At 70.1% G+C, this 25538-nt stretch carries 20 protein-coding genes, 2 tRNA genes and 5 pseudogenes; 7 read left to right on the top strand and 20 right to left on the bottom strand.

Features of this window, described 5'->3' with window-relative positions:
* Positions 1–76 precede the first annotated feature (76 nt).
* Both Pflav_RS26105 and Pflav_RS26100 read right to left on the bottom strand, forming a co-directional pair.
* Positions 77–150: transfer RNA gene (locus Pflav_RS26105), tRNA-Ile, on the bottom strand.
* Between the two features lie 122 nt (positions 151–272).
* A tRNA-Asn gene (locus Pflav_RS26100) sits at positions 273–342 on the bottom strand.
* A 194-nt stretch (positions 343–536) separates the two neighbouring features.
* On the opposite strand from Pflav_RS26100, the gene Pflav_RS26095 reads away from it, so the two are divergent.
* Positions 537–839, top strand: a complete 303-nt coding sequence (locus Pflav_RS26095; protein WP_173038972.1) for a hypothetical protein — start codon at positions 537–539, stop codon at positions 837–839.
* Between the two features lie 391 nt (positions 840–1230).
* Here Pflav_RS26095 and Pflav_RS26090 read toward each other — a convergent pair whose 3' ends face one another.
* Positions 1231–2238 carry a sugar phosphate isomerase/epimerase family protein gene (locus Pflav_RS26090; RefSeq protein WP_173038970.1) on the bottom strand — a complete coding sequence of 336 codons (1008 nt, stop codon included), beginning with the start codon at positions 2236–2238 and terminating at the stop codon, positions 1231–1233.
* Between the two features lie 344 nt (positions 2239–2582).
* Here Pflav_RS26090 and sigJ point away from each other — a divergent pair, with 344 nt between their 5' ends.
* On the top strand, positions 2583–4217 hold the full coding sequence (gene sigJ, locus Pflav_RS43920; RefSeq protein ID WP_197938748.1) for an RNA polymerase sigma factor SigJ: 1635 nt from the start codon (positions 2583–2585) through the stop codon (positions 4215–4217).
* Between the two features lie 27 nt (positions 4218–4244).
* On the opposite strand, the gene Pflav_RS26075 is transcribed toward sigJ, so the two are convergent.
* The 5 genes from Pflav_RS26075 to Pflav_RS26055 form a co-directional block, all read right to left on the bottom strand.
* Positions 4245–5165: a nucleotidyl transferase AbiEii/AbiGii toxin family protein gene (locus Pflav_RS26075; RefSeq protein WP_173038966.1), complete on the bottom strand. Its 921-nt coding sequence runs from the start codon at positions 5163–5165 to the stop codon at positions 4245–4247.
* Positions 5162–5812 carry a type IV toxin-antitoxin system AbiEi family antitoxin domain-containing protein gene (locus tag Pflav_RS26070; RefSeq protein WP_173038964.1) on the bottom strand — a complete coding sequence of 217 codons (651 nt, stop codon included), beginning with the start codon at positions 5810–5812 and terminating at the stop codon, positions 5162–5164. Before Pflav_RS26070 ends, Pflav_RS26075 begins: the two co-directional genes overlap by 4 nt.
* A gap of 54 nt (positions 5813–5866) precedes the next feature.
* Positions 5867–6496 (bottom strand): nucleotidyltransferase domain-containing protein, encoded by a 630-nt coding sequence (locus tag Pflav_RS26065; RefSeq protein WP_173038962.1) that lies wholly within the window; start codon positions 6494–6496, stop codon positions 5867–5869.
* A gap of 98 nt (positions 6497–6594) precedes the next feature.
* On the bottom strand, positions 6595–7773 hold the full coding sequence (locus tag Pflav_RS26060; protein ID WP_173038960.1) for a hypothetical protein: 1179 nt from the start codon (positions 7771–7773) through the stop codon (positions 6595–6597).
* Complete coding sequence (locus Pflav_RS26055) at positions 7770–8282, bottom strand: SigE family RNA polymerase sigma factor (protein ID WP_415624394.1); 513 nt, start codon at positions 8280–8282, stop codon at positions 7770–7772. Before Pflav_RS26055 ends, Pflav_RS26060 begins: the two co-directional genes overlap by 4 nt.
* Between Pflav_RS26055 and Pflav_RS46235 the strand changes: the two are divergent.
* Together Pflav_RS46235 and Pflav_RS26045 are read left to right on the top strand one after the other, a co-directional pair.
* Positions 8252–8760: pseudogene (locus Pflav_RS46235) on the top strand (DUF952 domain-containing protein); the annotation flags it as partial. The gene Pflav_RS26055 and the pseudogene Pflav_RS46235 sit on opposite strands and share 31 nt — an antisense overlap.
* Positions 8761–8990: 230 nt before the next feature.
* Positions 8991–9857: an aminoglycoside phosphotransferase family protein gene (locus Pflav_RS26045; protein ID WP_173038956.1), complete on the top strand. Its 867-nt coding sequence runs from the start codon at positions 8991–8993 to the stop codon at positions 9855–9857.
* 8 nt (positions 9858–9865) lie between these two features.
* Here Pflav_RS26045 and Pflav_RS26040 read toward each other — a convergent pair whose 3' ends face one another.
* Together Pflav_RS26040 and Pflav_RS26035 are read right to left on the bottom strand one after the other, a co-directional pair.
* Positions 9866–10441 (bottom strand): O-methyltransferase, encoded by a 576-nt coding sequence (locus Pflav_RS26040; RefSeq protein ID WP_173038954.1) that lies wholly within the window; start codon positions 10439–10441, stop codon positions 9866–9868.
* Between the two features lie 33 nt (positions 10442–10474).
* Complete coding sequence (locus tag Pflav_RS26035) at positions 10475–11362, bottom strand: DMT family transporter (protein ID WP_232071929.1); 888 nt, start codon at positions 11360–11362, stop codon at positions 10475–10477.
* On the opposite strand from Pflav_RS26035, the pseudogene Pflav_RS26030 reads away from it, so the two are divergent.
* A pseudogene (locus Pflav_RS26030) lies at positions 11361–12763 on the top strand (aminotransferase-like domain-containing protein). The gene Pflav_RS26035 and the pseudogene Pflav_RS26030 sit on opposite strands and share 2 nt — an antisense overlap.
* Here the strand turns inward: Pflav_RS26030 and Pflav_RS26025 are convergent.
* The 4 genes and pseudogenes from Pflav_RS26025 to Pflav_RS26010 form a co-directional block, all read right to left on the bottom strand.
* Positions 12753–13950, bottom strand: a pseudogene (locus Pflav_RS26025) (RtcB family protein). The pseudogenes Pflav_RS26030 and Pflav_RS26025 overlap by 11 nt on opposite strands.
* 40 nt (positions 13951–13990) lie before the next feature.
* A complete protein-coding gene (locus Pflav_RS26020; RefSeq protein WP_232071925.1) occupies positions 13991–14902 on the bottom strand; it encodes an ion transporter in 912 nt (303 codons plus the stop codon).
* Positions 14903–14904: 2 nt separating this feature from the next.
* Positions 14905–15747 (bottom strand): alpha/beta fold hydrolase, encoded by an 843-nt coding sequence (locus Pflav_RS26015; protein ID WP_173038952.1) that lies wholly within the window; start codon positions 15745–15747, stop codon positions 14905–14907.
* A gap of 19 nt (positions 15748–15766) precedes the next feature.
* The gene (locus tag Pflav_RS26010; RefSeq protein ID WP_173038950.1) at positions 15767–16444 is read right to left on the bottom strand and encodes a GNAT family N-acetyltransferase; all 678 of its coding nucleotides are present in this window, start codon (positions 16442–16444) and stop codon (positions 15767–15769) included.
* A gap of 51 nt (positions 16445–16495) precedes the next feature.
* On the opposite strand from Pflav_RS26010, the pseudogene Pflav_RS26005 reads away from it, so the two are divergent.
* A pseudogene (locus Pflav_RS26005) lies at positions 16496–17088 on the top strand (snapalysin family zinc-dependent metalloprotease).
* Between the two features lie 147 nt (positions 17089–17235).
* Here Pflav_RS26005 and Pflav_RS26000 read toward each other — a convergent pair.
* The 6 genes and pseudogenes from Pflav_RS26000 to Pflav_RS25975 form a co-directional block, all read right to left on the bottom strand.
* A pseudogene (locus Pflav_RS26000) lies at positions 17236–18872 on the bottom strand (glycoside hydrolase family 13 protein).
* A 107-nt stretch (positions 18873–18979) separates the two neighbouring features.
* Complete coding sequence (locus Pflav_RS25995) at positions 18980–19867, bottom strand: carbohydrate ABC transporter permease (RefSeq protein ID WP_173038949.1); 888 nt, start codon at positions 19865–19867, stop codon at positions 18980–18982.
* A gap of 13 nt (positions 19868–19880) precedes the next feature.
* The gene (locus Pflav_RS25990; protein WP_173038948.1) at positions 19881–20834 is read right to left on the bottom strand and encodes a carbohydrate ABC transporter permease; all 954 of its coding nucleotides are present in this window, start codon (positions 20832–20834) and stop codon (positions 19881–19883) included.
* Between the two features lie 78 nt (positions 20835–20912).
* Positions 20913–22307, bottom strand: coding sequence for an ABC transporter substrate-binding protein (locus Pflav_RS25985; protein ID WP_173038947.1), 1395 nt, complete (start codon positions 22305–22307; stop codon positions 20913–20915).
* A gap of 305 nt (positions 22308–22612) precedes the next feature.
* Positions 22613–23155, bottom strand: a complete 543-nt coding sequence (locus Pflav_RS25980; RefSeq protein WP_173038946.1) for a dihydrofolate reductase family protein — start codon at positions 23153–23155, stop codon at positions 22613–22615.
* A 17-nt stretch (positions 23156–23172) separates the two neighbouring features.
* Positions 23173–24189 carry an RNA polymerase subunit sigma-70 gene (locus Pflav_RS25975; protein ID WP_173038945.1) on the bottom strand — a complete coding sequence of 339 codons (1017 nt, stop codon included), beginning with the start codon at positions 24187–24189 and terminating at the stop codon, positions 23173–23175.
* A 69-nt stretch (positions 24190–24258) separates the two neighbouring features.
* Between Pflav_RS25975 and Pflav_RS25970 the strand changes: the two genes are divergently transcribed.
* Positions 24259–25512 carry an RNA polymerase sigma factor gene (locus tag Pflav_RS25970; RefSeq protein WP_173038944.1) on the top strand — a complete coding sequence of 418 codons (1254 nt, stop codon included), beginning with the start codon at positions 24259–24261 and terminating at the stop codon, positions 25510–25512.
* Positions 25513–25538 lie beyond the last annotated feature (26 nt).

The following is a 25538-nucleotide window of genomic DNA, read 5'->3' as shown; positions in this document are numbered from 1 at the left end:
AAGTCGGACAGTACCTCACTGTGCGAGCGTTGTGCAGACCTGCGAATGCCGGATCTTGGACTGTTTTCCCTGGTTGTGGGGCGGGCGGGACTCGAACCCGCGACCGAGGGATTATGAGTCCCCTGCTCTAACCTGCTGAGCTACCGCCCCTGCTGGCGCCGGGATCGTATCCCGCAGCCGGTGCCAGCGGCCACTGACCCGCCGCGTGACAAGAGGGGGCCGGGATCCACAGGTACCGAACCGGACGAACGGCCACAGAGCAAGTGAGAGCTCCCCATTTGGACTCGAACCAAAAACCTGCCGGTTAACAGCCGGCTGCTCTGCCAATTGAGCTATGGGGATCGAGCTTGCCCGGATCGCTCCGGTGCCGCGCGACGGGACAAGACTACAGGACGGTGGGGGCCTCGGGCTACAGGGTTATCCAGGACACGCCAGGCCCAATTCAGGACATTCTGCCGCTCCGCGCCCAAGAGTGCATGAGTGCGAGGCAGGATGGGTAGGTACCGGTGTACAAGACCACTGGGAAGGAGCCGCTAATGCGCGGAAAGCTGTGGTTCATCGGCGGGTTGGCTGCGGGCTTCGTCCTGGGTGCCCGCGCCGGCCGAGAGAGGTACGAGGAGCTGGTCCGTAACGCCCGCAAGGTGTGGGACCACCCGACGGTGCAGGAGGCGGCCGGCGTCGCGCAGGCGCAGGCCAACCGCCTCTACGCGGAGGGCAAGGACCGCCTGGCCCACACCCGGGTCGGCGAGAAGCTCACCGGCGGCATGGACGACGCGCTGGCTGCGTCGACCACGTCAACCGGGTCCAGTAGCGGGCACCGTAACAACACCACCATTTGACACCCGTGACAGCAATGGGGCCTGGCCGTCGATCGGCTAGGCCCCGTTCCTTGTCTCGGGTGTGCGCTTTGCGCCGAGCCGGCAAGCCATCCAGCAGGCCGTCGTGAAGCGCCGGCCCGCAGGCCCGCCACGAGGCCTGCCCGCGCTCCGCCAGGCCGGCGGGGCCGCACGAAGCCTTGGCCCTGGGCTCCGCGCAGCCCGGAGGTGGCCGCGAAGCTCGGCCTCTGGCCGCCACCGGCCGCAGCGGACATGCCGCCCAAGGCGGCGGTAGGCCGCCACGAAGCCGATACCGACCAGGCCAAGGCCCGGCCAGCGCTCCGCGGCGGCCCGCCGGCCACCGAAACCTCAGCCCGCCGCACAAGCGCCGAGCTGCCCAACAAAGAACGCCGCGTCAGTCCTTGCTTGCGAAGGCCGCGTCGAACGCCGCCTCCGGCGCGTCGAATGCCAGCCGCCGCACGAACTGCAGCGCCTCGGGCGCGCCGATGAGGCGGTCCATGCCGGCGTCTTCCCACTCGACGGAGATCGGGCCTTCGTACCCGATCGCGTTGAGCGCCCTGAAGCAGTCCTCCCACGGCACGTCACCGTGGCCCGTGGAGACGAAGTCCCAGCCGCGGCGGAGGTCGGCCCAGGGCAGGTGGGAGGCGAGGCGGCCGCGGCGGCCGTCGCCGGTACGGACCTTCGCGTCCTTGCAGTCGACGTGGTAGATCCGGTCGGCGAAGTCGAGGATGAAGTTGACCGGATCGAGCTCCTGCCACACGAAGTGCGACGGGTCCCAGTTGAGCCCGAAGGCGGGGCGGTTGCCGATCGCCTCGAGCGTGCGCTTGGTGGTCCAGTAGTCGTACGCGATCTCGCTGGGGTGCACCTCGTGCGCGAAGCGGACGCCCACCTCGTCGAAGACGTCGAGGATGGGGTTGAAGCGGTTGGCGAAGTCTTCGTATCCCTTTTCGATCATCGACGGCGGCACCGGCGGGAACATGGCCAGCGTGTGCCAGATCGACGAGCCGGTGAACCCAACGACAGTACTGACTCCGAGCTTCGCGGCCGCCCGAGCCGTGTCCTTGATCTCCTCGGCCGCCCGCTGGCGGACACCTTCGGGCTCACCGTCGCCCCAGATGCGGGCCGGCAGGATGCCCTGGTGGCGCTCGTCGATGGGGTGGTCGCAGACCGCCTGGCCGACGAGGTGGTTGGAGATCGCGAAGACCTCGAGGTTGTACTTGGCGAGCGTCTCCCGCTTGCGCTCGACGTATCCGTCCTCGTTGACTGCCTTGTCGACCTCGAAGTGGTCGCCCCAGCAGGCGATCTCCAGTCCGTCGTAGCCCCACTCGGAGGCCAGCCGGCACATTTCCTCGAATGGCAGGTCGGCCCACTGGCCGGTGAACAGCGTGATCGGTCGGGCCATGTCCCTCTCCTGGTAAGAGCGGTGGACGGCGCGAGGTGACCGGTCCGGTGCAATGCAGCGGCGCCGCCCGGACGGCAGGTGGCAGGCAACTCCGGGCGGGTTGCGCCTCCCGCCCGGACGCACACCCACGCCCGGTCAACGCCAGCCCAACTCTAGGCCGCCACGCCACCGCACGAAAAGGGCCACCCTGCTCCCGCGCCGAAAGAGGATGCGCGAGAGGCCAGCGCCGACAAAAGTGAGGACGCGCGAGCCCGGCCCCACGCAAGCGCGGCGCGTCAACAGCCGCCGCGCCGGCGGACGGACGCGGATGTCACACTCCACACCCGCTACACCGTCCCAAGGGCATGAGAATCGCTGTCACCGGAGGCACCGGCACGCTCGGGCGGCACGTCGTCGACGAGCTGCGTTCGCGCGGGCACGAGGTACGCGTCCTGAGCCGCAAGTCACCCGACCACCCCGTCGACCTCACCACTGGCGAAGGGCTCGAGGCCGCGCTGACCGGCTGCGCCGTAGTGGTGGATGCCACAAACTCCAACAAGAACGCGGCTGCGGTACTCGTCGAAGGTTCGCGGCGACTGCTCGCGGCCGAGGCCGCCGCAGGGGTGGCCCACCACGTGTGCGTGTCGATCGTGGGGTGTGACCGGGTCCCGCTGAGCTACTTCCGGGTCAAGGCCGAGCAGGAAGGCGTCGTCGCGGACGGCCCGGTGCCGTGGACGACGGTGCGCATCACCCAGTTCCACGAACTCGTCGCCGCGACGCTCGCGCCGGCCGGGCGGTGGCGCCTGCTGCCGGTACCGCGGGCGCGGCTGCGGACGGTCGCGGTGGCCGACGCGGCGCGGGCCGTCGCCGACGTCGCGGAGGGGCGCCGCGCCAGGGGCGCGTCGAGGTCGCGGGCCCGGAGGTCGCGGACGCACGCCAGCTCGCGACCACCTGGAAAAGGATCACCGGCCACCGCGCGCTGCTGCTCCCCATGCCGCTTCCGGGCCGTCTGGGTCGGGCTTTGCGAGAGGGGTACTGGCGGCGGAGCGACCCGATGTTCAGGGGGTTACGCCGTTCGGGGCGTGGCTGGCGGGGCGGCCATGAGCGATGAGCAGGAGCTCGCGCTCGCGTTCGAGGTGCACCGGCCACGGCTGCTTCGGGTGGCCTACGCGACCCTGGGCTCGCTCGTCGAGGCGGAGGACTGCGTACAGGAGGCGTGGCTGCGCCTGCGCGGTGTAGCGGAGCCGGAGCGGATCCGCGACCTCGGCGCGTGGCTCACCACCACCGTGAGCCGGCTGGCGCTCGACGCGCTGGGGAGCGCGCGGGCGCGGCGCGAGCGGTACGTGGGTCCGTGGCTGCCCGAGCCGCTGGTGGAGGAGGCGCTCGACCCGGCCGACCGGGTCACGCTCGACGAGTCGGTCAGCATGGCACTGCTCGTGGTGCTCGAACGCCTCTCGCCCGCCGAGCGCACGGCGTTCCTGCTGCACGACGTGTTCGGGCTCACGTTCGTGGAGGTGGCCGGTGTGGTGGGGCGCACACCGGCCGCCGTGCGCCAGCTCGCCGCCCGGGCCCGCCGGCACGTGGCGGAGGGCCGGCCGCGCTTCCCACCCACGTACCAGGAGCAGCGGCGCCTGGTGGACGCATTCCTTGCCGCCTGCGCGCGCGGCGACCTGGACGGGCTCGTGCGGCTCCTCGACCCTGACGTGGTCTGGCACGGCGACGGCGGCGGCAAGGTGTCGGCGGTACTGCCAGTGGCGCACGGCGCGGTGGCGGTGGCCCGCGCGCTGATCGGCTTCACCCGGACCTGGCCGGGCGAGGTCGAAGTAGTGACGGTGAACGGCGCGCCGGGCATCGTCGCGCGGGACACCGGCGGGGTGCTGACGGTGGTGGCGTTCACAGTGGACGGTGGCCGTATCGTGGCGCTGGACGCGGTGCGAAACCCGGAAAAGCTGGCCAGTCTGCTGACATCCTCGCCGTCTTCCGCGGCGTCATCACAGTGACCCAGGTGTCCTCGGCACACGGCGAGGTCACCGTGGGATCCATGCCTGCAAGGAGGGGTCCCACACACCTGTCGCGGTTGCTGTTAGCACTGGATCGAAGATCTTCTCGGCGAGGTTCACAGCTGTGTCGTAGTCCGCGACAGGACCGGGCGCCTCCGCCGCGACGCGCGGATAGCGTGTGGCCCAGCCAACCGGGTCGGGCACGAGGAATCGGTCGGGAAGCTCAAGCGCACGTAGCGCTGCATTGGTGACGACAGCGACGCGCAGTGCCGTGGAGTCGACGGTCTGCGTGGTGGCGATGATCGCGATGTCGACGAGATCCTTGACCCGACTGCTGCTGGCGGGCTGTCCGCTCCGGGCATAGCTGCCGACGATGGCGCAGAGCTTGTCCGCGAGGTGATCGGCGACCGGGAAGACACGGTACCGGGGCCGGACGAGTCCTTCGATCTCCAATGGCGTCAGTGGCGCAACGATGTCCGGCGAGCCTGTCATGGCCGTGCCCACGACGACATCAATGTGGAACGTTGCGAACGGCGTCGGGCCGAGCCGTCCGTTGACATGGACGCGAGCGCCCTTGGCCTCCTCTTGGAGCGGCGCGACTCGTGTGACGTCGAAATCGAAGTGATCGCCCAGGTCAACCCGTAGCGCGACCAGCAGCGCGGAAAGGGCGTCATCGACATCGGCGTTCGTCGCGCTGAAGAACACATCGACGTCCTTGCTGTGCCGGGCGGTGGCAAGGCGAGCCAAGAGCGCTCCCGCGCCCTTGAGTACCCACCGGTCCGCCTCGGCGGAGCTGAACAGTCGCGCGAGGGCACGGTCGTAGGAGAACTGGCGCTGGAGTTCACCGACTGAGTAGCGCCGGTCCGTACGAGCGATCTGCGCGAAGCGGTCCTTGAGCGCCGTTCTGAACGCAGAAGGCGTGTCGTACCGGAACTTGGCCTCGGTCATGCCTGAGCCGCCTCACCGACAAGCACCCGGAGAAACTCGATTGGGTCCGAGTGACCGTAAGCGGCCGTGTGTGGCTCGATGACCGCTTGGACTGCCTCTCTTCGCAGGAGCCCTCGTTCGAGCCCATCCCGTACGACTTGAGCCACGGCGGACTCGTCTTCGCGATCGCTAAGGAGGTCCGCAATGATCGCCGGCACCGTGCTGACGGGCAGCCCATCCCAGACCTCCCGGCTTTCTGGGGCGATGCGCGAACGCACGCGCAGCTTGATGTCCTTCCGTCGCGGGCGCAGCCGGGTGGTGGCGTAGAACTCGTGCTCACGCGGAATCAGGTCGCCGAGCCCGCGTAGATGAGCCGCGCTGCGGTGGCTGATGACGACGTCCGGGGCGGCGATGCGTTCGTGCCAGAAGCTGGCACCGCCGAGCTGTAGCCACGCCGCGCGCAGCGGGTCGAGGTCGGGGTTTTCGGGGACGCCCGTGAGCCGGTAGACACGAGCGGCCTGATCGGCGACGGCAAGCGTTCCGTCGTCGATCAGCCGGTTCAGGTCCTGGCGTGAAACGCCGAGTCGCCTGGCCTGTCCGGCGGTAACCATGCCCCACTGCTCGCTTGCCACTGGACTCAGTACGGCCAGCGCAGAACCCCTGGACATGGAGCGATCGTAGCAATAATGCGACGAACGCTCCAATAAAGCGTCTGGTTGAGGTCAGGTCGGGAGGTGACGGAGCCAGGGGTGGTGGGGGTGGGCTGTGGCGAGCGACTCCCGCAGCCAGTCGCGCTCTTCCTGGTCGAGGATCGGGAGGAGGGTGTGGAAGTCCTGCTCGTCCTGGCGGCGGATCGGGTCGTCCGACACGGCCTTGAAGTAGAGGATCACCGGCGGGGTGGCCGTCGGCAGGCCCCAAGGTGAGGGGCGGATCGCGCGGTCTCGCGGTACGGCGAGGTACGGCGTCTGCCTGAGGATCCAGTCACCGGAACCCTCGGCGAGCAGAAACTCGAACTCGTACGCCGAGTGGGTCGCGTCCGGCAGGGTCGACAGGTTGCTGGTGCGCGTGGTGACGTGGATGTGCGCGGGCGGGTCGAGGCGCCGACCGTTCCATGGCTCTTTTGTGTCGTCGGGGACGTTGGGATCGTGAGCGATGAGCGCCCACCCCTCGAAGTGTTCGAAGATGGCCTTCTGGTCGTCGTGGAAGACGCCGATGTCGACGTCGGCGTGGTCGCGGCTCTGCCGACCGAGCCATGAGTCGGCGGCCCACCCTCCACAGAGGAACCACGGCGGACCGAATCCGTCGAGGAGGTCGCGCACATACGAGACGGGCTGAGACGGCGAATCGAACACCGGTTGACGGTGGCCTGCCGCCCGCCGGCGGCGCAATCGAATTTCGGGACAGCGACGAGCGGCGCCGGAACGTGTCCGGCACCGCTCTGGTCGATGGGTCAGCGGTCGGTGTACCGGCCGAGGTCGGCCTCGTTGGTCGGGTCCGGGCGGTCGATCGTCGCGGTGATCTTGCCGCTGCGGTTGACCAGGTGGAGCTTGTCCTTGGTCTGCACGACAAGGCTGTTGTCCGAGCGGAAGAAGATCTCGGTGATTCCCTTCACGCTGGCGGGGATCGGAACCCGCCGGCCGTTCGTGGTGTCCAGGACGATCTGGGCACCGGTGACCCGGGTGGGGTCGGTGTTGCCGATCGCGGTGGCGATGTACCGGCCGTCGTCGGAGACCGCCTGCACCGCGAACGGGCACTCGCGGGTTGCGCACTCCGGCTGCGGGGTCAGGCTGAACCGCCGGAGCACCGTGCCGTTCGCCCGCTCCACCACGATCGTGCTGCTGCCCTCGGCGTGGGCGCGGAACGAGCCGTTGGCGGACCAGGTGAGGTACTCCGGGAACTGGTCGAGGTCGGTCTCGGTGAACGTGCCGGTGGCGGCGTCGACGTAGCCGTACTTCTCGCCGACGGCGGTGTCGCCTTGTAGCTCGGTGATGCCGACCAGCAGGTGCTTGGAGTCCGGCGTCCAGACCGGCGCGACTCCGCCGCCCCACATGACGCTCTGGGCCACGAGCTTGCGGGAGCCGCCGGGTCGGACGATGAGCAGGTCGCCGGGGTACTCGCTGCGGTTGTCCATCGCTTGGACCAGCGCGACCATGGTCCCGTCGGGTGAGACGGTTATGGCCTGGTCGCCCCGCCACCAGCCGCCGAAGCTGGTGGTCTTGGTGACCCCGTTGGTCACCGTGACCATCTCGATCTCGCCGCCGACCCGCAGGTACACGAGGCGGCCCGGGACGTGGTCCGGCGGCGTTGCCGAAGACGCGGGCGGCGACGAGGTCGGGTTTGCCGGCGGCGACACGACCGGCGGGGCGGGCGGGGTGGACGGCGACGGCGTGGGTGGTGCGACCACCGAGGCCGACTCGCCGGGCTGCGGCGTCTCGTTGGCCTGCGGCAGCATCTGGACGCCGCCGATCGCGGCCGCTCCAGCCAGGGCCAGGGCCGCGACCGAGGTGACGGCGGCACGGCGGTACCCGAGGCGGCGCGCGGTGGTGTCCACCCGCTGCCGCAGCGTGGTGTAGTCGGTGTCGGTCATCTCGTCCGCCAGGGTGGCGAGTCGCTGGTTCAGGTCGTTCATCGGGTCACCCCTTCGGACAGTTCGATCTCGGGCATCAGTTCACGGAGCTTGCTGAGGGCGCGGGCGGTGTGGCTCTTCACCGTGCCCACGCGGCAGTTGAGGATGTCGGCGGTCTCCGCCTCGCTGTAGTCCTCGAAGTACCGCAGGATGACGACGGCCCGCTGGCGGGCCGGCAGGGCCTGGAGCGCCCGGCGCAACGCCAGCCGCTCGACCGCGTTGTGCGCGTGGTCGGCGTGGTCGCGGCGCTCGGGCAGCTCACCCGGCATGGTCTCGACCACGCGGCGCCGTCGCCACGTGCTCACCTGGAGGTGGTACATCACGCGGCGGGCGTACGCCTCCGGGTTGCCGCCGTCGGACAGCCGCCGCCAGGCCCGGAAGGTACGGGCCAACGCGTCCTGGACGAGGTCTTCGGCCAGGTGCTTGTCGCCGGTCATCAGGTACGCCGTGCGCAGCAGCGCGGGGGCGCGACCTCTGAAGAATGAGTCGAAGTCGTTGGTCATCTGCTCCACCACGGGCGATCGGGCGGTGGCGCCCGATCGGGCGGCCCGGTCATGGCTTGGGTCATGGAACAACTCCGGTCGGGATGGAACTTACGGCGATTTGCCTGCGCGCGGCGATGGACACACGTATAAACGTCGCTGCGTTCCGTGCCGGGTTACCGGGGCGCGCCCCCTTTCCGGTCGCCAACCTGACCCCGAGGCAGGACAACCTCGGCACCCGGCGGCGCGTTCAAGCGGTCGGCCGTGGCACCCTGGGACCCGTGTTGATCTACAAGATCTTGCTGCCGGCCGAGTGGGCCGAGTTCGAGGCCGCTGGGCGCTTCGACGGGTCGGCGTTCGACCACGAGTCCGGGTTCATCCACTGCTCCTCGCGCGAGCAGGTAGGCCCCACCGCGCTGCTGGTGTTTCCGGCCGAGCCCGCGCTGGTGATCGCCGCCATCGACGCGGACGCGCTGGGGAGAGCGTCCGCTGGGAGGCGGCCGGCGACGGCCGCGGCCTGTTTCCGCACGTGTACGGGTCGGTCCCGCGCGACGCCGTCACCGCCGTCTACGAGGTCGCCGGCGCGGCCGAGGTCGACAAGACCCTGCCCAGCGCCGGTTGATGCTCGCGCTACGGCTGCGGTAGTTGGCCCGCGCGGGCGTGGCCTGGCCTGCGCGAAACGCGAAATTGGTACGGCCCCGCGCATAGGCGTTCCGGCCGCTCGGTAACCTTCGGGCCGTGAGCGCGAGCCAGGTTGACCTAGTCAGCAGACTGGTCGCGCGGCAGTTTCCGCAGTGGGCGGACCTGCCCGTGCACGAGATCCCCACCGTCGGCACCGACCACCTGATCTATCGGCTCGGCGACGAGCTCGTGGTGCGCCTGCCCGCCCTGCCCCGGGCCGCGCCCATGATGGCCAGGGAACGGGAGTGGCTGCCCCGGCTGGCGCCGCGCCTGCCGCTGGACGTGCCGGTACCGCTGGGCGCGGGCGTGCCGGACGCCGAGTTTCCGTACCCGTGGTCGGTGTACCGCTGGCTCCACGGGGAGACCCTCGCCAACCGGCCCGACCTGGACCTGCGCGACGTCGCGGTGCGGCTGGGCCGGTTCGTCGCGGCGCTACAGCGGATCAACACCGCCGGCGCCCCGCGCTCGCCCCGCGCCGTGCCTGTCGCGCCCGGCGACGTCGAGGTGAACGAGTCCATCAAACGCCTGGCCGCCGTCGGTATCGTCGACCCCGAGCGGGCGACCGCGATCTGGGAGGACGCCCTCGCCGCGCCGCCCTGGGCGGGACCGCCGGTCTGGCTGCACGGCGACCTGATGCCGGCGAACCTCGTCGCCCGGCAGGGCCGCCTCGCCGCGGTCATCGACTTCGGCCTGGTCGGCACCGGTGACCCGGCCACCGACCTGCTGCCCGCCTGGGCGCTGCTGAGCGCCCGGACCCGGGACGTCTTCCGCACGGTCGTGGGCGTCGACGACGCGACCTGGCGGCGGGGTCGCGGCTGGGCGCTGCGGGCCGGGCTCGGCGCGGTGCGCACCTACAGGTACACGAACCCGGCTCTGGCCGCCGCCGGCCGGCACTCGCTCGCCGAGGTCCTAGCGTCTATCTAGCGGGCGGGTTACGACTTAACGCCGATGACCAGGCCGGAGGCCCAGGCCAGCGTCGTGGTGCGCAGCCCGGGCACCAGCGGCAGGCCGGCGACGAAGGCGTCCACCCGGTCGTGGTGCTCAGCCGGCCAGCCCGGGTGCGGCAGCAGGTCGTCGCCGATGTACAGGCCGCCGGGCTTGAGCAGCGCGACGACCTCGTCCATCCGGTGAAACTTGCCCGGGATACAGTCCACGAACGCGAGGTCGAAGGGCTCACCGTCGTACGTGGACAGCCACTCGTCGGCGTCCGCGGTGACGAATGTGACCCGTGGGTCGAGGCCGAGGTGCTTGACCGCCACCGCCTGCACGTCCGGGTCGACCTCCACAGTGGTCAGCCGCGCACCGGCCTCGGCGCCGTCGAGCAGCCAGGCGGCGCCCGCACCGGTGCCGGTGCCCAGCTCCAGCAGCCGCCCGCCGGGCTTGGACGCGGCGAGCGTGGCCAGCAGCGAGCCGGTGCGCGCCTCGCAGGACATCACGAACTCGCGCGCCTCGGCGTCGGCGAGGATGCCGGCCAGCGCGGCCGGCCGGCGGGTGGGGGAGTCATCCACGCCGGACACCGTACCCGGCGCGGCTGCGCTGGGTCAGCACGACGAAGGCGAGCACGACGAGCGCGGCGCCCACCGAGGCGGGGGTGACGCTCTCGCCGAGCAGCAGCGCGGACCAGAGCAGGGTGAGCACCGGCTGGGTGAGCTGGATCTGGCCGACCCGGGCGATACCGCCCGGGCCAGGCCCGCGTACCAGGCGAAGAAGCCAAGGAACATGGAGACCGCGGTGAGGTAGCCGAACGCGGCCCAGGCGTTGAGATCGGCGCGCGGCGGGTGGGCCCAGGCGGCGCCGAGCGTGACGAACACGGTGACCGGCAGCGAGAGCAGCAACGCCCAGCAGATCGTACGGGCGCCGCCCAGCTCCCGGGCCAGCGCGCCACCCTCGGCGTATCCGAGTCCACAGAGGACGACCGCGACGAGCAGGAACAGGTCGGCGGCGGTCAGCGCGCCCCGCACCGCGCCGCTTGCGACCAGGAACGCGAGTACCGCCAGCAGCCCACCGGCGCTGGCCGCCCAGAACAGCGGCGGCGGGCGCTCGCCGGCCCGCAGCACCGCGAACACGGCGGTCATCGCGGGCAGCACGGTGATGACGACCGCGCCGTGCGCGGACGTCTGCGTGGTCAGGGCGAGCGAGGTGAAGAGCGGGAAGCCGACGACGACGCCGAGTGCGACGACCGACAACCGCCGCCACTGGCTCCGCGTAGGCCGGGGCGCGCCGGTGAGCCGCAGGTACGCCCAGGCCAGCAGGCCCGCACCGACGGCCCGGCCGAAGGCGACGAACCACGGGTCGAGCTGCTGCACGGCGACCCGGGTGAACGGCAGCGACAGGCTGAACGCGAGCACGCCCAGCCCGCCGAGCGCGAGGCCGCTGGCGCGGTTGGCCGTTACCGTGGCGACGACAGTAGCGCTACTCTGAGCTTTCATGGAGTACGGTAACGCGGTCGATCGTGTTATCCAAGATCTGCGCCGCCTCGTGGCCGTCTCGGAGCCCGGCGAGCGGCTGCCCTCGGTGCGCGAGCTGACCGCCCGGCACCAGGCCTCGCCGGTGACCGTCGCCGAGGCGGTACGGCAGCTGGTGGCGCAAGGGCTTGTCGAGGCGCGGCCGGGAAAGGGCACCTACGTGGCCGCCCGGCCACAGGAGCGCCGCGTGCCCGACCTGTCGTGGCAGACCGTGGCGCTCGGCGCAGGCCGGCCGGGCGAGGAGGAGATGCAGGCGTTACTCGCGCTACCGCGGCCCGGGACGATTCCGCTCACCGGCGGCTACCTGGACGCGGACCTTCAGCCGGTCGCCGGGCTCGGCGCCGCGCTCGCCCGGGCCGCCCGGCAGCCCGCGGCCTGGCAGCGCGGGCCGGTCGAGGGGCGCGAGGACCTGCGCGCCTGGTTCGCCCGCGAGATTGGGGCTGGGCTGCGCGCCGACGACATGCTGATCTGCCCGGGGGGCCAGGCGGCACTCTCTTCCGCGCTGCGCGCCCTCGCCGCGCCCGGCGACACCCTGCTCGTCGAGTCGCCGACCTACCTGGGGGCGCTGGCCGCGGCGCGGGCTTCCGGGCTGCGAGTGGTGCCGGTGCCAGCCGACGCCGATGGGGTACTGCCGGACCAGCTCGCCGCCGCGTTCAGCCGCACCGGCGCGCGGCTCTTCTACTGCCAGCCGCTCTACGCCAACCCGACTGGAGCGACGCTTTCGACTCGGCGGCGAGTGGAGGTCGCCGAGGCGGTACGGGACGCCGGCGCCTTCCTGATCGAGGACGACTACGCCCGCGACCTCACCATCGACGGGGATGCGCCGCCACCGCTGGCCGCCGACGACCCCGACGGGCACGTGGTCTACGTCCGCTCGCTGACCAAGTCCGCCGCTCCCGGCCTGCGGGTCGCGGCGCTCGGCGCCCGCGGTCCGGCCGGCGCCCGGCTGCGCACGGCCCGGCTGCTCGACGACTTCTTCGTCGCCGGCCCGCTACAGCAGGCCACGCTGGACTTCGTCACCGCGCCGGCCTGGACGAGGCACCGCCGGGCCCTGCGCACCGCGCTGCGAGCCCGGCGCGAGGCGCTGCTGGCCGCACTGCGCCGCCACCTGCCGGACCTCGTCCCGTCCGCGGTACCGCGCGGCGGCCTGCACCTGTGGGCTCGCCTGCCGGACGGCACCGATGACGTCGCGCTGGCCGCCGCGGCTACCGCCGAAGGCGTCGTCGTCTTCCCCGGCCGGCCCTGGTATGCGGCCGAACCCCGGCGCCGCACCTGCGCCTGACCTACGCCGCGGCCCCACCCGACCTCATGGACGAGGCGGTCCGCCGCCTCGCCCACGCCCTAGACCCAGCCGTCAACCCTTGACACAGACGACCTGCTTGAGATGGGCGACCACCTCGACAAGGTCCTCCTGCCGCTCCATGACCTGCGCGATGTCCTTGTACGCCCCGGGATCTCGTCGACCACGCCAGCGTCCTTGCGGCACTCGACGCCGGCGGTCTGTGCCGCCAGGTCCTCGGTGCTGAACGTCTTCTTCGCCTTGGACCGCGACATCCGCCGCCCCGCGCCGTGCGACGCCGAGCAGTACGCGTCCGCGTTGCCGCGCCCGCGCACGATGTACGAACCGGTGCCCATCGAGCCCGGGATGATGCCCAGGTCGCCGGCGCCGGCCCGGATCGCGCCCTTGCGGGTCACCAGCACCTCCACGCCGCCGTAGGACTCCTCGGCCACGTAGTTGTGGTGGCAGCTGATCGGCTCCCCGTAGGTCACCTGGGGCAGCATCCGGCGTACGACGTCGCAAAGCACGGCCATCATGACGGCCCGGTTGCGGCGCGCGTACTCCTGCGCCCACCACAGGTCGCGCCGGTACGCCTCCATCTCCGGCGTGCCGGCCAGGAAGACGGCCAGGTCGCGGTCGGGCAGGTCGGTGTTGTGCGGCAGGCGGCGGGCGATGGCGATGTGCCGCTCGGCGAGCTCCTTGCCGATGTTGCGCGAGCCCGAGTGCAGCATGAGCCACACCTGTCCGTCGTCCGGGCCGCCCTGCTCGACGCAGACCTCGATGAAGTGGTTGCCCCGCCAAGCGTGCCCATCTGGTTGTGCGCTCGGCCCTCCAGCTTGGACACTCCATCGTGGAGGGTGCCGAACCCGCGCCAGAACGCGTCCCAGCCCGCCTGCTCCAGGCCGCGCACCCGCCGCGGGTCGACCTCGCGGTCGCGCTGGGCGAAGCCGACCGGGATCGCGTCCTCGATCGCGCGGCGCAGCGGGGCCAGGCTGTCCGGCAGGTCGGCTGCGGTCAGCGAGGTGCGCACCGCGGACATGCCGCAACCGATGTCGACGCCGACCGCGGCCGGCGAAACGGCCTGCCGCATGGCGATGACGGAGCCGACGGTCGCGCCCTTTCCAAAGTGGACGTCGGGCATGACGGCGACGCCCTCGACCCACGGCAGCTGACCGATATTGCGGAGCTGCTGTGCGGCATCGGGCTCGATGCCATACGGGTCGGTCCAGACCCGCACCGGTGCCTTGGTGCCCGCCAGCAGTTCGTATCCCATGGTGTTTTCGCCCCCTTCCGGCCGCTCCACGGTAGGGAGGTCAAGGGCTGCGCGGCAACGGTGTTTTCGCCGCCTCGGGCTCGCGTGCCGGTCCGCGCGGCGCCGGTTCATCGCGTTCGATGCGCAGCTCCCGCTCAAGTTCGGCGATGACCTCACGCAGGTCGTCCAGGCGCTGGCTGATGGCAATACGGTCGATTTCGTCCGGCACGCCGTCGCCGTCCTCGTCGGCCGCCATCCGCTCGGTCATCTCCAACCGCCGGGCCTCCTCCATCGAGTTGACGATGACCGCGATGAGGATGTTGAGCAGCAGGTTGACGGTGATGAGCACGTAGCTCACGTAGTAGACGAGTGTCCAGGGGGACAGCGCCATACCCTGCTCGATGAGGTCGGGCAGGTTTTCCAGCGACAGCAGGACGAAAAGGGTGAGCACAGCCCGCCCGATCGTGCCGTACTCGTCGGGGGCGTGCTCGGCGAAGATGAGCCAGCCGGCCATGCCATACACGTAGAGGGTGACCAGGGCCAGCGCCAGGAAGCCAGCCACTCCCGGGAGGCTGCGCAGCAGCGCCGCCACGATCGTGCGAAGGCCGGGGGAGAAGCGCACCAACCGCAACACGCGCGCGATGCGTACGAGGCGCAGGATCGGCGAGTCGCCGTGCAGGCCGGGGATGAACGCGGCGGCGATGACCACGAAGTCGAAGACGTTCCAGCCGTGCCGGAAGAAGTCCTGCGGCCGGCGCCCGTGTGCGAGGATCCGGATGACGATCTCGGTGACGAAGACGGCCCGGAAGAACCACTCCAGCACGTGCAGTGGCGGGCCGGCCATCCCGAGGTGCGGGTAGGTCTCGAGGCCCAGCACGATCGCGTTGGCGCCGATCAGGACCACGATGACGATGTCGAACGCGCGGGACCGGACGATGCGGTCACAGCGGTCGGCCAGGCGTAACTGCGACACGCTCAGCCGACCAGGTCGAGGGCCAACCGAGGGATCCGGGCCACGATGCTCAGGTGGCCGTCGGCCGGGCGCAGGTCCAGCTTGGCGCCGGGCACGAGGTCGGCCGTGTGTCGCGAGTGGACGGTGGGGATGACCGTGTCGGCCTCGCCGTGCAGCACGACCACCGGCACCCGGACCGCGCCGGGGTCGAACGTCCACGGGCGTGCCTGCACCGTGACGTCCTGCGCGTACCCGGAGACGCCCTGCCGGAAGCTCTCGCCGACCGTCTCCGCGAGGGACGCCGCCACCTCGATGTTGTCCATCAGCACGAGGTCGGCGTCCGCCCACGGGCCACTGCCGCCGGAGAAGCGGGCGCCGTCCGCGCCGTACCGCGTCTCGCACCAGCTCACCGCAGCGCCCTCGTCGCCGACCCGCATCAGCTCGGCCTCGCGCTTTTCGACACCCTCCCACGCGGGCGCCCACCCCATGTCGGTCACGCCGGCCACCACGCCGGCCGCGGCCACCCGGCCGGGCAGCAGGGCGGCGCTCACCAACGCGTACGGCCCGCCTGTGGAGTAGCCGACCACGGCGAACCGCGCCAGCCCCAGGTAGCCGGCGAGCGCGGCGACGTCGGCCGGCCAGTCTTCGAGGTCGCGGCCGGGGAGCGGCGTGGAGCGGCCGTACCCGGGGCGGTCGGGGGAGAAGACCCGCAGCCCCATCCGGGCGAGCTCGTTGTCCCACGGCACAAGGTCGAGCCGGCTCGTCGGCGCGCCGTGGAAGTAGAACACCGGAGCGCCGTCGGGGGCACCGAGGTCGGTGAATGCCAGGGTGCGCCCGTCCGGAAGAGTCATCGAGTCGTCACGCATCCGAGCCAGTATGGCCTTCTTAGGCGCGCCGCTCCAGCACCGTAATCGCCACCTCGCGGCGCAGGCTGAAACCGATGGCCTTGTAGAGCCGCAGGGCGGTCGTGTTGTCCGCGGAGGCGTGCAGAAACGGGGTCTCGCCGCGCGCCTTGATGCCGTCCGCCACAGCGCGCACGATGCGGGTGGCCAGGCCCTGCCCGCGGTACGCCGGATCGGTGCAGACCGCGCTGATCTCCGTCCAGCCGGGTGGGTGGAAGCGCTCGCCGCCCATCGCGACGAGCCGCCCTTCCCGCCGGATACCGAGGTACGTGCCGAGCTCGATGGTGCGCCTTCGGAACGGGCCGGGCTCGGTACGGTCGACGAGGTCGAGCATCTCGTCGACGTCGGCCGGCCCCAGCCGTACCGCCTCCGGGTCCGGGGCGGTGGTCAGTGCCGTGTCGACAAGCTGCACCCCGGCGAACACATCAAGGGGCTCCCACTCGTCCGACGGGCGTACGTCCGCGCCGACCGTGGCGACGACAGCGCCGGGTTCGGTGATCGTGGCGAGGTCGTCCAGGGCGTGCCCGCCCGCGCCGGGACGCAGCGCGGCGAACGGCGCGACGTCTGACGGGTAGCGAGCGGCGTCGCCCGCGAAGCGCCCGAGGTGGTGGTGCGCGCCAGCCAGGGCGGCCCACACCGGATCGTCCAGTACGTGTGTCACCCACAGATCATCGCGCGACCCGCCGGCAGTGGGCGCTATGGGGCAATTGCTATGCGGTGCGGGCCACACCGCACAGCTAGATTGCCGTGTATCAATGCCCCCATTCCTCCTGAGGAGTCCACAATGCTCAAACGCGCATTCCTGGGCCTGCTCGCGCTCTCCCTGTCGCTCGTCGGCGTCCAGGTGCTCGCCGCCGCGCCCGCTTCCGCGGCGCCGCGGGTCGTCTACTACGACGCCAGCCGGGCCGGTGAGTTCGCCACCAACTTCGCGCAGGCGGCCCAGATCTGGAACAGCAGCGTGACCAACGTACGGCTTCAGGCCGGCTCGCCGGCGACCGTCGTCATCTACGTCGACAACGGATGGCCGCGGGCGTACGTGACCGGGCTCGGCTCGGGCCGCATCTACATGGGCCGGCAGGCGGTCGACCAGGGGTACAACCGCACCCGCATCGCCACCCACGAGTGGGGCACATCCTCGGCCTGCCGGACAACCGTACCGGCCGCTGCTCGGACCTGATGTCGGGCAGCAGCGCGCCGGTCTCCTGCGCCAACGCCACGCCCAGCCCGGCCGAGGCGGCGCGGGTGAACTCCCTCTTCGCCGGCAGCGCCGCGCCGGTCGAGGCAAGGGCCTATGTCTGGCGCTGACGGCTGACCCCAGGATCTGAGCTACCGCGACGTCCGTCGTGGTCCAGACCGTCGCTCCCGCGGCCTCACCCTCCGCGCTTCACAACCCAACCCGACCAGCGTGGCCGGCGGCGGAGCCGCCGGCCACACACACTCAGCAGCTCTGGCTTAGGCCGTCGCCACCCAGGCGGCGGTGTCCGGTGGCAGCAGGCCGTCCTCGAGCGGGCCACTGGTCAGCACGACCGTTCCGGCCACGGGCAGTGCGACCGGGGCGTCGGAGACGTTGACCACGCAGGCGAACGTCTCGTTCCGCCCCCGGCTGAACACAAGCACCCGGTCTGGGCCCGGCAGCCACGCGATCGGGCCGTCACCAAGCTCCGGCTGGCTGCGCCGCTGCCGCAGCGCCCGCCGGTACAGCTCCAGCATCGAGTCCGGGTCGCCCGACTCGGCCTCCACAGTCCGGTCCTGCCAGGCGGCCGGCTGCGGGAGCCACGGCTCGGCGGTGGCACCGGGCGGGCTGAAGCCGAACGGCGAGGCGGTGCCGGACCACGGGATCGGCACGCGGCACCCGTCGCGGCCGAGGTTTTCCCCGTCCGTGCGGAAGAACATCGGGTCCTGCCGCACGCCGTCCGGGATGTCCTCGACCTCCTCCAGGCCGAGCTCCTCACCCTGGTACAGGTAGACCGAGCCGGGCAGCGCGAGGTTGAGCAGCAGCGCGGCGCGGGCCCTCCGCAGCCCGAGCGCGCGGTCGGTGGGTGCGCCCAGCTGCCGGTAGTCCAATGTAAACGACGTGTCGACCCGCCCGTACCTGGTGACGTGGCGGGGAACGTCGTGATTGGACAGTACCCACGTCGCGGCCGCACCGACCGGGGCGTGCACCGCCAGGGTCTCGTCGATGATGGCGCGCAGCGCGGTCGCGTCCCAGGGGCAGCCGAGGAAGGCGAAGTTGAACGCGGTGTGGATCTCGTCCTCGCGCATGTACGCCGCGAACCGCTCCGCGTCCGGCAGCCACACCTCGCCGATAAGTGCCCGCGGCTCCGGGTAGCTGTCGGTGATCGCCCGCCACGCCCGGTACACGTCGTGCACCTCGTCGCGGTCCTGGAACGGGTGCGGGAACGGCGGTTCGGCCGGGTCGAAGTCGACGAGCCCGCCGTCCTTCACCAGCAGCGCGGCCGAGTCGATCCGGATTCCGTCCGCGCCCCGGTCCAGCCAGAACCGCAGCACGTCCTCGAACTCCTCGCGCACCTTCGGGTTGTCCCAGTTGAGGTCCGGCTGCTCGGGGGCGAACAGGTGCAGGTACCACTCGCCGGGCGTGCCGTCCGGGTTGGTGGTGCGGGTCCAGGCCGGGCCGCCGAAGATGGACTGCCAGTCGTTGGGCGGCAGCTCGCCGGAGATACCGCGCCCGGGCGGAACCAGAACAGGTCGCGCGCGGTCGAACCCGGGCCGTTCTGAAGCGCTTCGACAAACCACGGGTGTTTGTCCGAACAGTGGTTTGGCACCACGTCCACGATGATCCGGATGCCCAGCGCGTGCGCCTCCCGGATCAGCTCCTCGGCCTCGGCGAGGGTGCCGAAGACCGGGTCGATCGCGCGGTAGTCGGCGACGTCGTAGCCGGCATCGGCCTGCGGTGAGGCGTACCAAGGGTTGAACCACACCGCGTCGACGCCGAGGGCGGCCAGGTGGTCGAGATGGGCGCGAACGCCACCCAGGTCGCCGATGCCGTCCCCGTTGCTGTCGGCGAAGCTGCGCGGATAGATCTGGTAGATGACGGCTGAGCGCCACCATTCCACCGTCGCCGACCGCACCTGCTCCGGCTCGACGGTCCCGATTTCGCCCACGGCTAACCTGCTTCCTTGTACGTCAATGTGTTTCGTGCGATGTGGCAATACGGCCGGACGGCCGCGGTCCCGCTTTATCCCTTCAAGCCGCCCGCCGTGAGGCCGGACATGATGCTCTTCTGGAAAATCAGGAAGAAGATGATGGTCGGAATCGCGGCGATGACCGCAGCCGCGACCACCACGTTCATGGGGGTGCCACCGGAAAACGCGTAGATGCCGACGCTGACGGTCCGGGTCTCCGGCGACGGCATCACGAGCTTCGGCCAGAGGAAGTCCTTCCACACCGCAGTCACCGCGAAGATGGAGACCACGCCGAGGATCGGCCGGGACATCGGCAGGATGATCGACCACAATGTACGGAGCGGCGTCGCACCGTCCATGACGGCCGCTGACATGATCTCTTCTGGGATCGAGTCAAAAAAGCGCTTCAGCAGGAAAATGTTGAACGCGTTCGCCACCGCGGGCAGCCACAGCGCGAGCGGCGAGTCGAGCAGGCTGATATGCAGGATCGGCAGGTCGATGACCGTCACGTACTGCGGGATGATGAGCACCATCGCCGGGATCATCAGCGTGGCCAGCATCAGGCCGAGGATCACGTTGCCGAACGCGGGGCGGAGCTTCGACAGCGCGTACGCGGCCGTGGTGTCCAGCACGAGCTGGAAGATGAGCGCGCCGGCCGCGTAGTAGAACGTGTTGAAGAGCAGCTTCGCCAGGTCGAGCTGGCTCCACGCGTCGGTGTAGTTGCTCAGCCGCGGATCCTGGGGCCACAGGGTCGGCGGGGTCTGCGCGATCTCCTGCCCGGACTTGAGCGCGCCGGTGACCATCCAGTACAGCGGGCCGATGAAGACCAGCGTGAAGATGACGATCACGAGCGTGAGCAGGGTCCAGTAGATGTACTTGCCCCGCCCGCGCCGCATCTGCGCCGAGGAGATAAGGGTCCGGGTACCCGAGTCCGCTGCCATGAGTGCTGTTCCCCTAGTCCTGTCGCGAGGTGAGGCGCACGTACACGAAGGAGAAGCCGGCCAGCACGATGAGCATGATCACGCCGAGCGCCGCAGCCCCGTTGAGGTCGTTCTGGAAGAAGCCGTGCTGGTAGATGAGGTACGCGACCGAGGTGGCCGAGTCCTGGGTACCGGCGCCGTTGGCGAGGATCAGCGGCTCGATGAAAAGCTGCATCGTGGCCACGATCTGGAGCATCGCCATCAGCGACAGGATCAGCTTCGTCTGCGGGATCGTCACGTTCCAGATGCGTCGCCAGATGCCGGCGCCGTCGATCTCCGCCGCCTCGTAGAGCTCCCCGGGAATGTTCTGTAAGGCAGCCAGATAAATGAGCACGGCGGCGCCCATGTTCATCCACGTCGACGCGATGACCATCGCAGGCATCGTCATCGTGGTGGACTGCATCCAGTCCGATGTGGGCAGATGGAAGAAATTGAGGATCGCATTGAAGAGGCCGGCGTCGCTCGGGTCGTACGCGTAGTACTTGAAAAGGAAGAGCGCGGACGCCGGTGGCAGCATCACCGGTAGGTACACCAGGATGCGCAGGTAGCCCTTGGCGTGGCGGAACTCGTTGAGCAGGATCGCCACGAAAAACGGCACGGCGTAGCCGAGGATCAGCGCCAGCGCGGTGAAGTAGAAGGTGTTCTTCCACGCGGTCCAGAAGCTCGGGTCGTTGATGATGCGCTCGTAGTTGTCCCAGCCGACCCAGGTGGTCTCGCCACGCCGCGTCCGCTGGAAGCTCATGATGATTCCGCGGACCATCGGGTACCAGGAGAAGACGGCGAAACACACCACGGCGCCGATGAGGAACGCGTACCCGGTCAGGTTGTTCTGGAGCTGGCGCCGGCGCCGGCTCTGCCGCCGGGCCGGCGGCTCGGGCCTGGGCCCGGACACCCCAGCGGGCTTGCCGTGGGCCGTGATTGTCGCCATGACGACTCCTGTGTGGACGGTCTGGGGTCAGGGAGCAGGTCGTGCGGGGGCCGGCGCACCGGCCCCCGCACGAGTGGTTCAGCTACCGGTTCCGCCCGTGGCGAGGACCTGGTTCGCCTTGTCCTCGGCCGTCTTCAACAGCTGGTCGATGTTGGCCTTCGAGTCGGTCAGGACCGCGGACATCGCCGCGTCCAGCACCGCGTAGATCGCCTGCGCGTTCGGTGGCTCCACCTTCACCGGCACCGGGTTGTTCTCGAAGGGCGCGAAGTCGTCGACGGTGACGTTGGCGTTCGCCTTGCGCTGCTCGAGCTCCTGGCCGTACGCCGCGCTGCCAATGGTGAACAGCTGCGGCTGGGGCAGGCCCACCGGGTTGTTCTGCGGCTTGGCCCGCACGTAGTCGAACTGGCCCTTGCCCGGGGTCAGCTTCTGGTAGGCGATCCACTTGAGACCGGCCTCGACCTGCTCCTTGCTCAGGCCCTTCTTGAAGAAGTAGCCCTCGCCGCCGCCGAGCGTCGCCTTGGCCGCGCCGTCCTGGCCGGGCATCGGGCCCATCGCCCAGTCCTGGTACTTGCCCTGGAACTGGGTGACGATCGCGGTGGTGGCGTCCGGCGCGCCGACGAACATGCCGACCTTGCCGGCGCCCGCGTTGGTGAGCAGGTCCGGCCACTGGAGCAGCTGCTTCTCACCCACGCTGTTGTCGGTGAACCGCATGTCCTTGAGGGTTTGCAGCACCTGCTTGCCCATGGGGTTGTTGAAGTCGGCCTTCTTGCCGTCCGCGGTCACCATCTGGCCGCCGAGCGAGTAGATCTCCGCGGTGAAGTGCCAGCCGCCCGTGTTGCCCGCGCTGTACTCGGAGTACCCGGCGATCCCGTTGCCGAGCGCTGCGATCTTCTTCGCGGCCTCACGAACCTCCGGCCAGGTCTTCGGCGGGTTCTTGACGTCGAGCCCGGCCTGCTGGAACAGGTTCTTGTTGTAGACCAGACCCATCGAGTAGTTCTTCGTCGGGACGCCGTATACCTTCCCGTCCTCGGTGAAGGTCGCCTTGGCACCCGCGTCGACACTTTCCCAGGTGGGGATGGTCGTCGAGTTGACGTACTCGGTGATGTCCATGACCTGGCCGGAGTCGAGCACCTGCTGCAGGTCCGTCATGTACCCGTAGAAGACGTCCGTGGTCGTGCCGCCCTGGAGGCGGGCGGTGAAGTCCGGCGGGTTGTTGCACTGCGTGCCGACCGAGACGCTCTTGATCTCGATGTTCGGGTTTTCCTTCTGGAATGTCTCGACATCCGCATTCCAGTTGGCCAGCAGCTCTTTCTGCGACGCGACCGGCTGGCAGTCGACCGTGATGGTGACCTTTCCGCCGGACGACGACGATCCGTCGTCGTCACTCTTTGTGGAACAGGCCGCGAGGCTAAGCCCCGCGAGACCGGCCGCGGCAGCTACGGCGACGACCTTTCGATACAGCGGTGCGGACATTGTCCTTCCCTTCGGGAACTCCGGTTGCGTCATCGGTGCCCTGCGGTGACGCGTCACCGCGGTGCGTCTGTAACTCGTCGTGTCGATCGATGGCTTGGCGCACCGGATTCGTGCACAAGCGCAAGTGGAGTCACCGTAGCTAACACGACATATTTCTGCAAGGTTTCGATTGAACTCTGCAAAGTTGAGACTCAACCGTGTTTGATCGTTGACGGACACGCGCATTCCGCGCCGAATAAGGCTTGCATGACGGTATGGGCGGTTGCCGCCGCTTCCACGGCTGCAACCGCCCTGAAATCTGACCTTTACCGCGGCAGTACGCGCGTCCAGATGTTGGTCGCGAACTCGCCGTGGGTCAGGCTGATCCGCTCCAGCTGTACGTTGTCGCCGCCCGGCCGCTCGAACAGCCGCGTACCGTCGCCGAGCAGCACCGGCGCGACGCAGACAAGTACCTCGTCGAGCAGGCCCGCGTCGAGGCAGGACCGCGCCGTCTCGGCGCCGAGGATATTGACGTACTTGTCTCCGGCGGCCTCTTTGGCGGCGGCCACCGCGCTCTCCAGGTCGTCCATGAACGTGATGCCGGGCGCGGGATCGGCCGGGATGCGGTGGGTGAGCACGAACGTCGGGCCGCTCCACGCGCCGCCGAACGCACCCTCGTGCTCGGTGCCCTTGTTGGGGTCGTCGCCCTCGAACGTCCGCCGGCCGACGAGCAGCGCGCCGATCCGGTCGACGATGTTGTCCATCTCGGGGTTGGGGCCGAAGTACGGCTTCATCCAGGACATGTCGCCGCCGTGTTCGGCGATGAAACCGTCCAGCGACATCGTCGCCGAGTAGAGCATCTTTGCCATGAGCTGCTTCTTTCCCGTCAGGTGTACAGGTCACCCGTTGAGACGTCCGCGACCGGCAAAGTCATCGGTAGCTCGAACGCGTGGAACAGCCCGAGGTCGTGGAAGGCGCTGAGCTCGGCGATCCGCTCGCCCGCCACGCGGATCACCCCGATCGCGAACGCCCGGTACGTGTCGTCGCCCGGCCCACACACGTACGCGCCCACGGCCGGCATGCCGTTGGCCGCCGTCGGCACCATGCGCAACCGGCCAACGTAGTACGGGCCTTCCGGGTCCCAGCTCTCCCTGAGCGTGCTCAGCACCGCGTCCCGGCCGGCGAACCACATCGGCCACGGCGGCATGATCGCGCGGATGTCCTCGGCGAGCAGGTCGGCCAGCGCGTCGAGATCGGCCCGCTCGACGGCCTCGACGTAGCGCCGGACGACGGCCAGCTCCTCCTCGGTCGGGCCGAGCGGACGGGTCCACTCCAGCCGGTGTTCCGGGAGGTGTTCGCGCAGTGTGGCTCGGGCCCGTTGCAGGGCGCTGTTCGTCGAGGCGACGCTGGCGTCCAGCGCCGACGCCGCCTCCTTGGCCGACCAGCCGAGCACGTCCCGCAGGATCAGCGCGGCCCGCTGCCGGGGCGGCAGGTGCTGGATCGCGGCCAGGAACGTGAGCTCCATCGTCTCCCGGGTGACCGCGACGGAGTCCGGCTCGGTCTGGGCCGGAGCCGCCGCGTCGGGAAAGGGCTGTAGCCACGGGATGTCAGCACGCGGCGGCAGGTCGGTGTGCGGGTGGGCGGCCGGCGCCAGGTCCTGCGGCAGTACCCGGCGAGCGCGGCCGCGCAGCGTGTCGAGGCATGCGTTCGTGGCGATCCGGTACAGCCAGGCGCGCAGCGAAGAGCGCCCGGCGAAGGCGTCCCGCCCTTTCCAGGCCCGCAGGAGCGTCTCCTGCACAAGGTCTTCCGCCTCGTCGTAGGAGCCGACCATCCGGTAGCAGTGCACGCGCAGCTCCCGCCGGTGCCGTTCCACCAACTCCACGAACTCGGACTCTTCCCCCATAACCGCGAACGTTACGCCGAGTTGCACAGCCAGCAGGACTGACGCTCACGGGCATGGTTGTATCGGGGCGTGGCTGGTGCAGACGTCAAACGGGTGGTCGAGGCGGTCTGGCGGATCGAGGCAGCACGCCTGATCGCCGGCCTGGCGCGGATGACACACGACGTCGGCCTCGCCGAGGAGCTGGCGCAGGATGCCCTGGTCGCCGCGCTGGAGCAGTGGCCTGAGTCGGGGGTACCGGATAATCCCGGCGCCTGGCTCATGGCCATCTCCAAGCGGCGCGCGATCGACCACTTCCGCCGGCGGGAGCGGTTCGACCGCAAGGTCGAGGAGCTCGGGCGCGACCTGGAGACCGAGCACACGCCGGACTTCGACGCGGCGGTCGAGGACATCGGCGACGACATGCTGCGCCTGGTCTTCACCGCCTGCCACCCGGTGCTGTCGATGGAGGCTCGGGTCGCGCTGACGCTGAAGGTGCTGGGCGGCCTGAGCACCGAGGAAATCGCGCGGGCGTACCTCGTCTCCGACTCCACCGTCGCCCAGCGGATCGTGCGGGCGAAGCGGACGCTGGCCGAAAAGCATGTGCCCTTCGAGGTACCGAGCGGGGCCGAGCTGCCGGCCCGGCTGGCCGCCGTGCTCGAAGTGATCTACCTCATCTTCAACGAGGGCTACACCGCGACCGCGGGTGACGACTGGATGCGGCCCGCGCTGTGCGAGGACGCGCTGCGCCTCGGCCGGATCGTCGCCGAGCTGGTGCCACGGGAGCCTGAGGTGCACGGTTTGGTGGCACTGATGGAGATCCAGCAGTCCCGCGCCGCTGCGCGGGTCGGCCCGTCGGGGGAGCCGGTGCTGCTGCTGGAGCAAAACCGCACCCGCTGGGATCAGCTGCTCATCCATCGTGGACTCGCCGCGTTGGACCGAGCCGTGAAGCTGGGCGGTGTGCGGGGCCCGTACGCACTCCAGGCCGCGATCGCCGCGGTGCATGCGCGCGCGGGTACCGCCGAAGAGACCGACTTTGTCCGGATGGCCGCGCTTTACGAGGAGCTGGCCATGGTCACACCGTCGCCGGTCGTCGAGCTCAACCGCGCGGTGGCGGTGGCCATGGCATACGGGCCGGCGGAAGGACTCAAGCTCGTCGACGAGCTGATGACAGAGCCGGCGCTCAAGGACTACCACCTGCTGCCGAGCGTGCGCGGTGACCTACTGGCCAAGCTGGGACGCAGCGAGGAGGCCGCCGCCGAGCTCACCCGGGCGGCCGATCTGACCCGAAACGCGCGGGAGCGTGAGCTGCTCCTGGAGCGTGTTCGCGCTTTGTTAACTCTCTGAACCAGGGCGACATCTGATTGTGTGAA

Source organism: Phytohabitans flavus (assembly GCF_011764545.1).
Classification (GTDB): Bacteria; Actinomycetota; Actinomycetes; order Mycobacteriales; family Micromonosporaceae; genus Phytohabitans; species Phytohabitans flavus.
The sequence above is the reverse complement of the archived record's forward strand: the minus strand, read 5'-3'. Positions and strand labels throughout refer to the sequence as shown.

Bases quoted from the DNA above. Each gene is read 5' to 3' on its own strand.
- Pflav_RS26095 (WP_173038972.1), top strand. From the start codon at position 537: ATGCGCGGAAAGCTGTGGTTCATCGGCGGGTTGGCTGCGGGCTTCGTC.
- Pflav_RS26090 (WP_173038970.1), bottom strand. From the start codon at position 2,238: ATGGCCCGACCGATCACGCTGTTCACCGGCCAGTGGGCCGACCTGCCA.
- sigJ (WP_197938748.1), top strand. From the start codon at position 2,583: ATGAGAATCGCTGTCACCGGAGGCACCGGCACGCTCGGGCGGCACGTC.
- Pflav_RS26075 (WP_173038966.1), bottom strand. From the start codon at position 5,165: ATGACCGAGGCCAAGTTCCGGTACGACACGCCTTCTGCGTTCAGAACG.
- Pflav_RS26070 (WP_173038964.1), bottom strand. From the start codon at position 5,812: ATGTCCAGGGGTTCTGCGCTGGCCGTACTGAGTCCAGTGGCAAGCGAG.
- Pflav_RS26060 (WP_173038960.1), bottom strand. From the start codon at position 7,773: ATGAACGACCTGAACCAGCGACTCGCCACCCTGGCGGACGAGATGACC.
- Pflav_RS26035 (WP_232071929.1), bottom strand. From the start codon at position 11,362: ATGAAAGCTCAGAGTAGCGCTACTGTCGTCGCCACGGTAACGGCCAAC.
- Pflav_RS26015 (WP_173038952.1), bottom strand. From the start codon at position 15,747: ATGCGTGACGACTCGATGACTCTTCCGGACGGGCGCACCCTGGCATTC.
- Pflav_RS25995 (WP_173038949.1), bottom strand. From the start codon at position 19,867: ATGGCAGCGGACTCGGGTACCCGGACCCTTATCTCCTCGGCGCAGATG.
- Pflav_RS25990 (WP_173038948.1), bottom strand. From the start codon at position 20,834: ATGGCGACAATCACGGCCCACGGCAAGCCCGCTGGGGTGTCCGGGCCC.
- Pflav_RS25985 (WP_173038947.1), bottom strand. From the start codon at position 22,307: ATGTCCGCACCGCTGTATCGAAAGGTCGTCGCCGTAGCTGCCGCGGCC.
- Pflav_RS25980 (WP_173038946.1), bottom strand. From the start codon at position 23,155: ATGGCAAAGATGCTCTACTCGGCGACGATGTCGCTGGACGGTTTCATC.
- Pflav_RS25975 (WP_173038945.1), bottom strand. From the start codon at position 24,189: ATGGGGGAAGAGTCCGAGTTCGTGGAGTTGGTGGAACGGCACCGGCGG.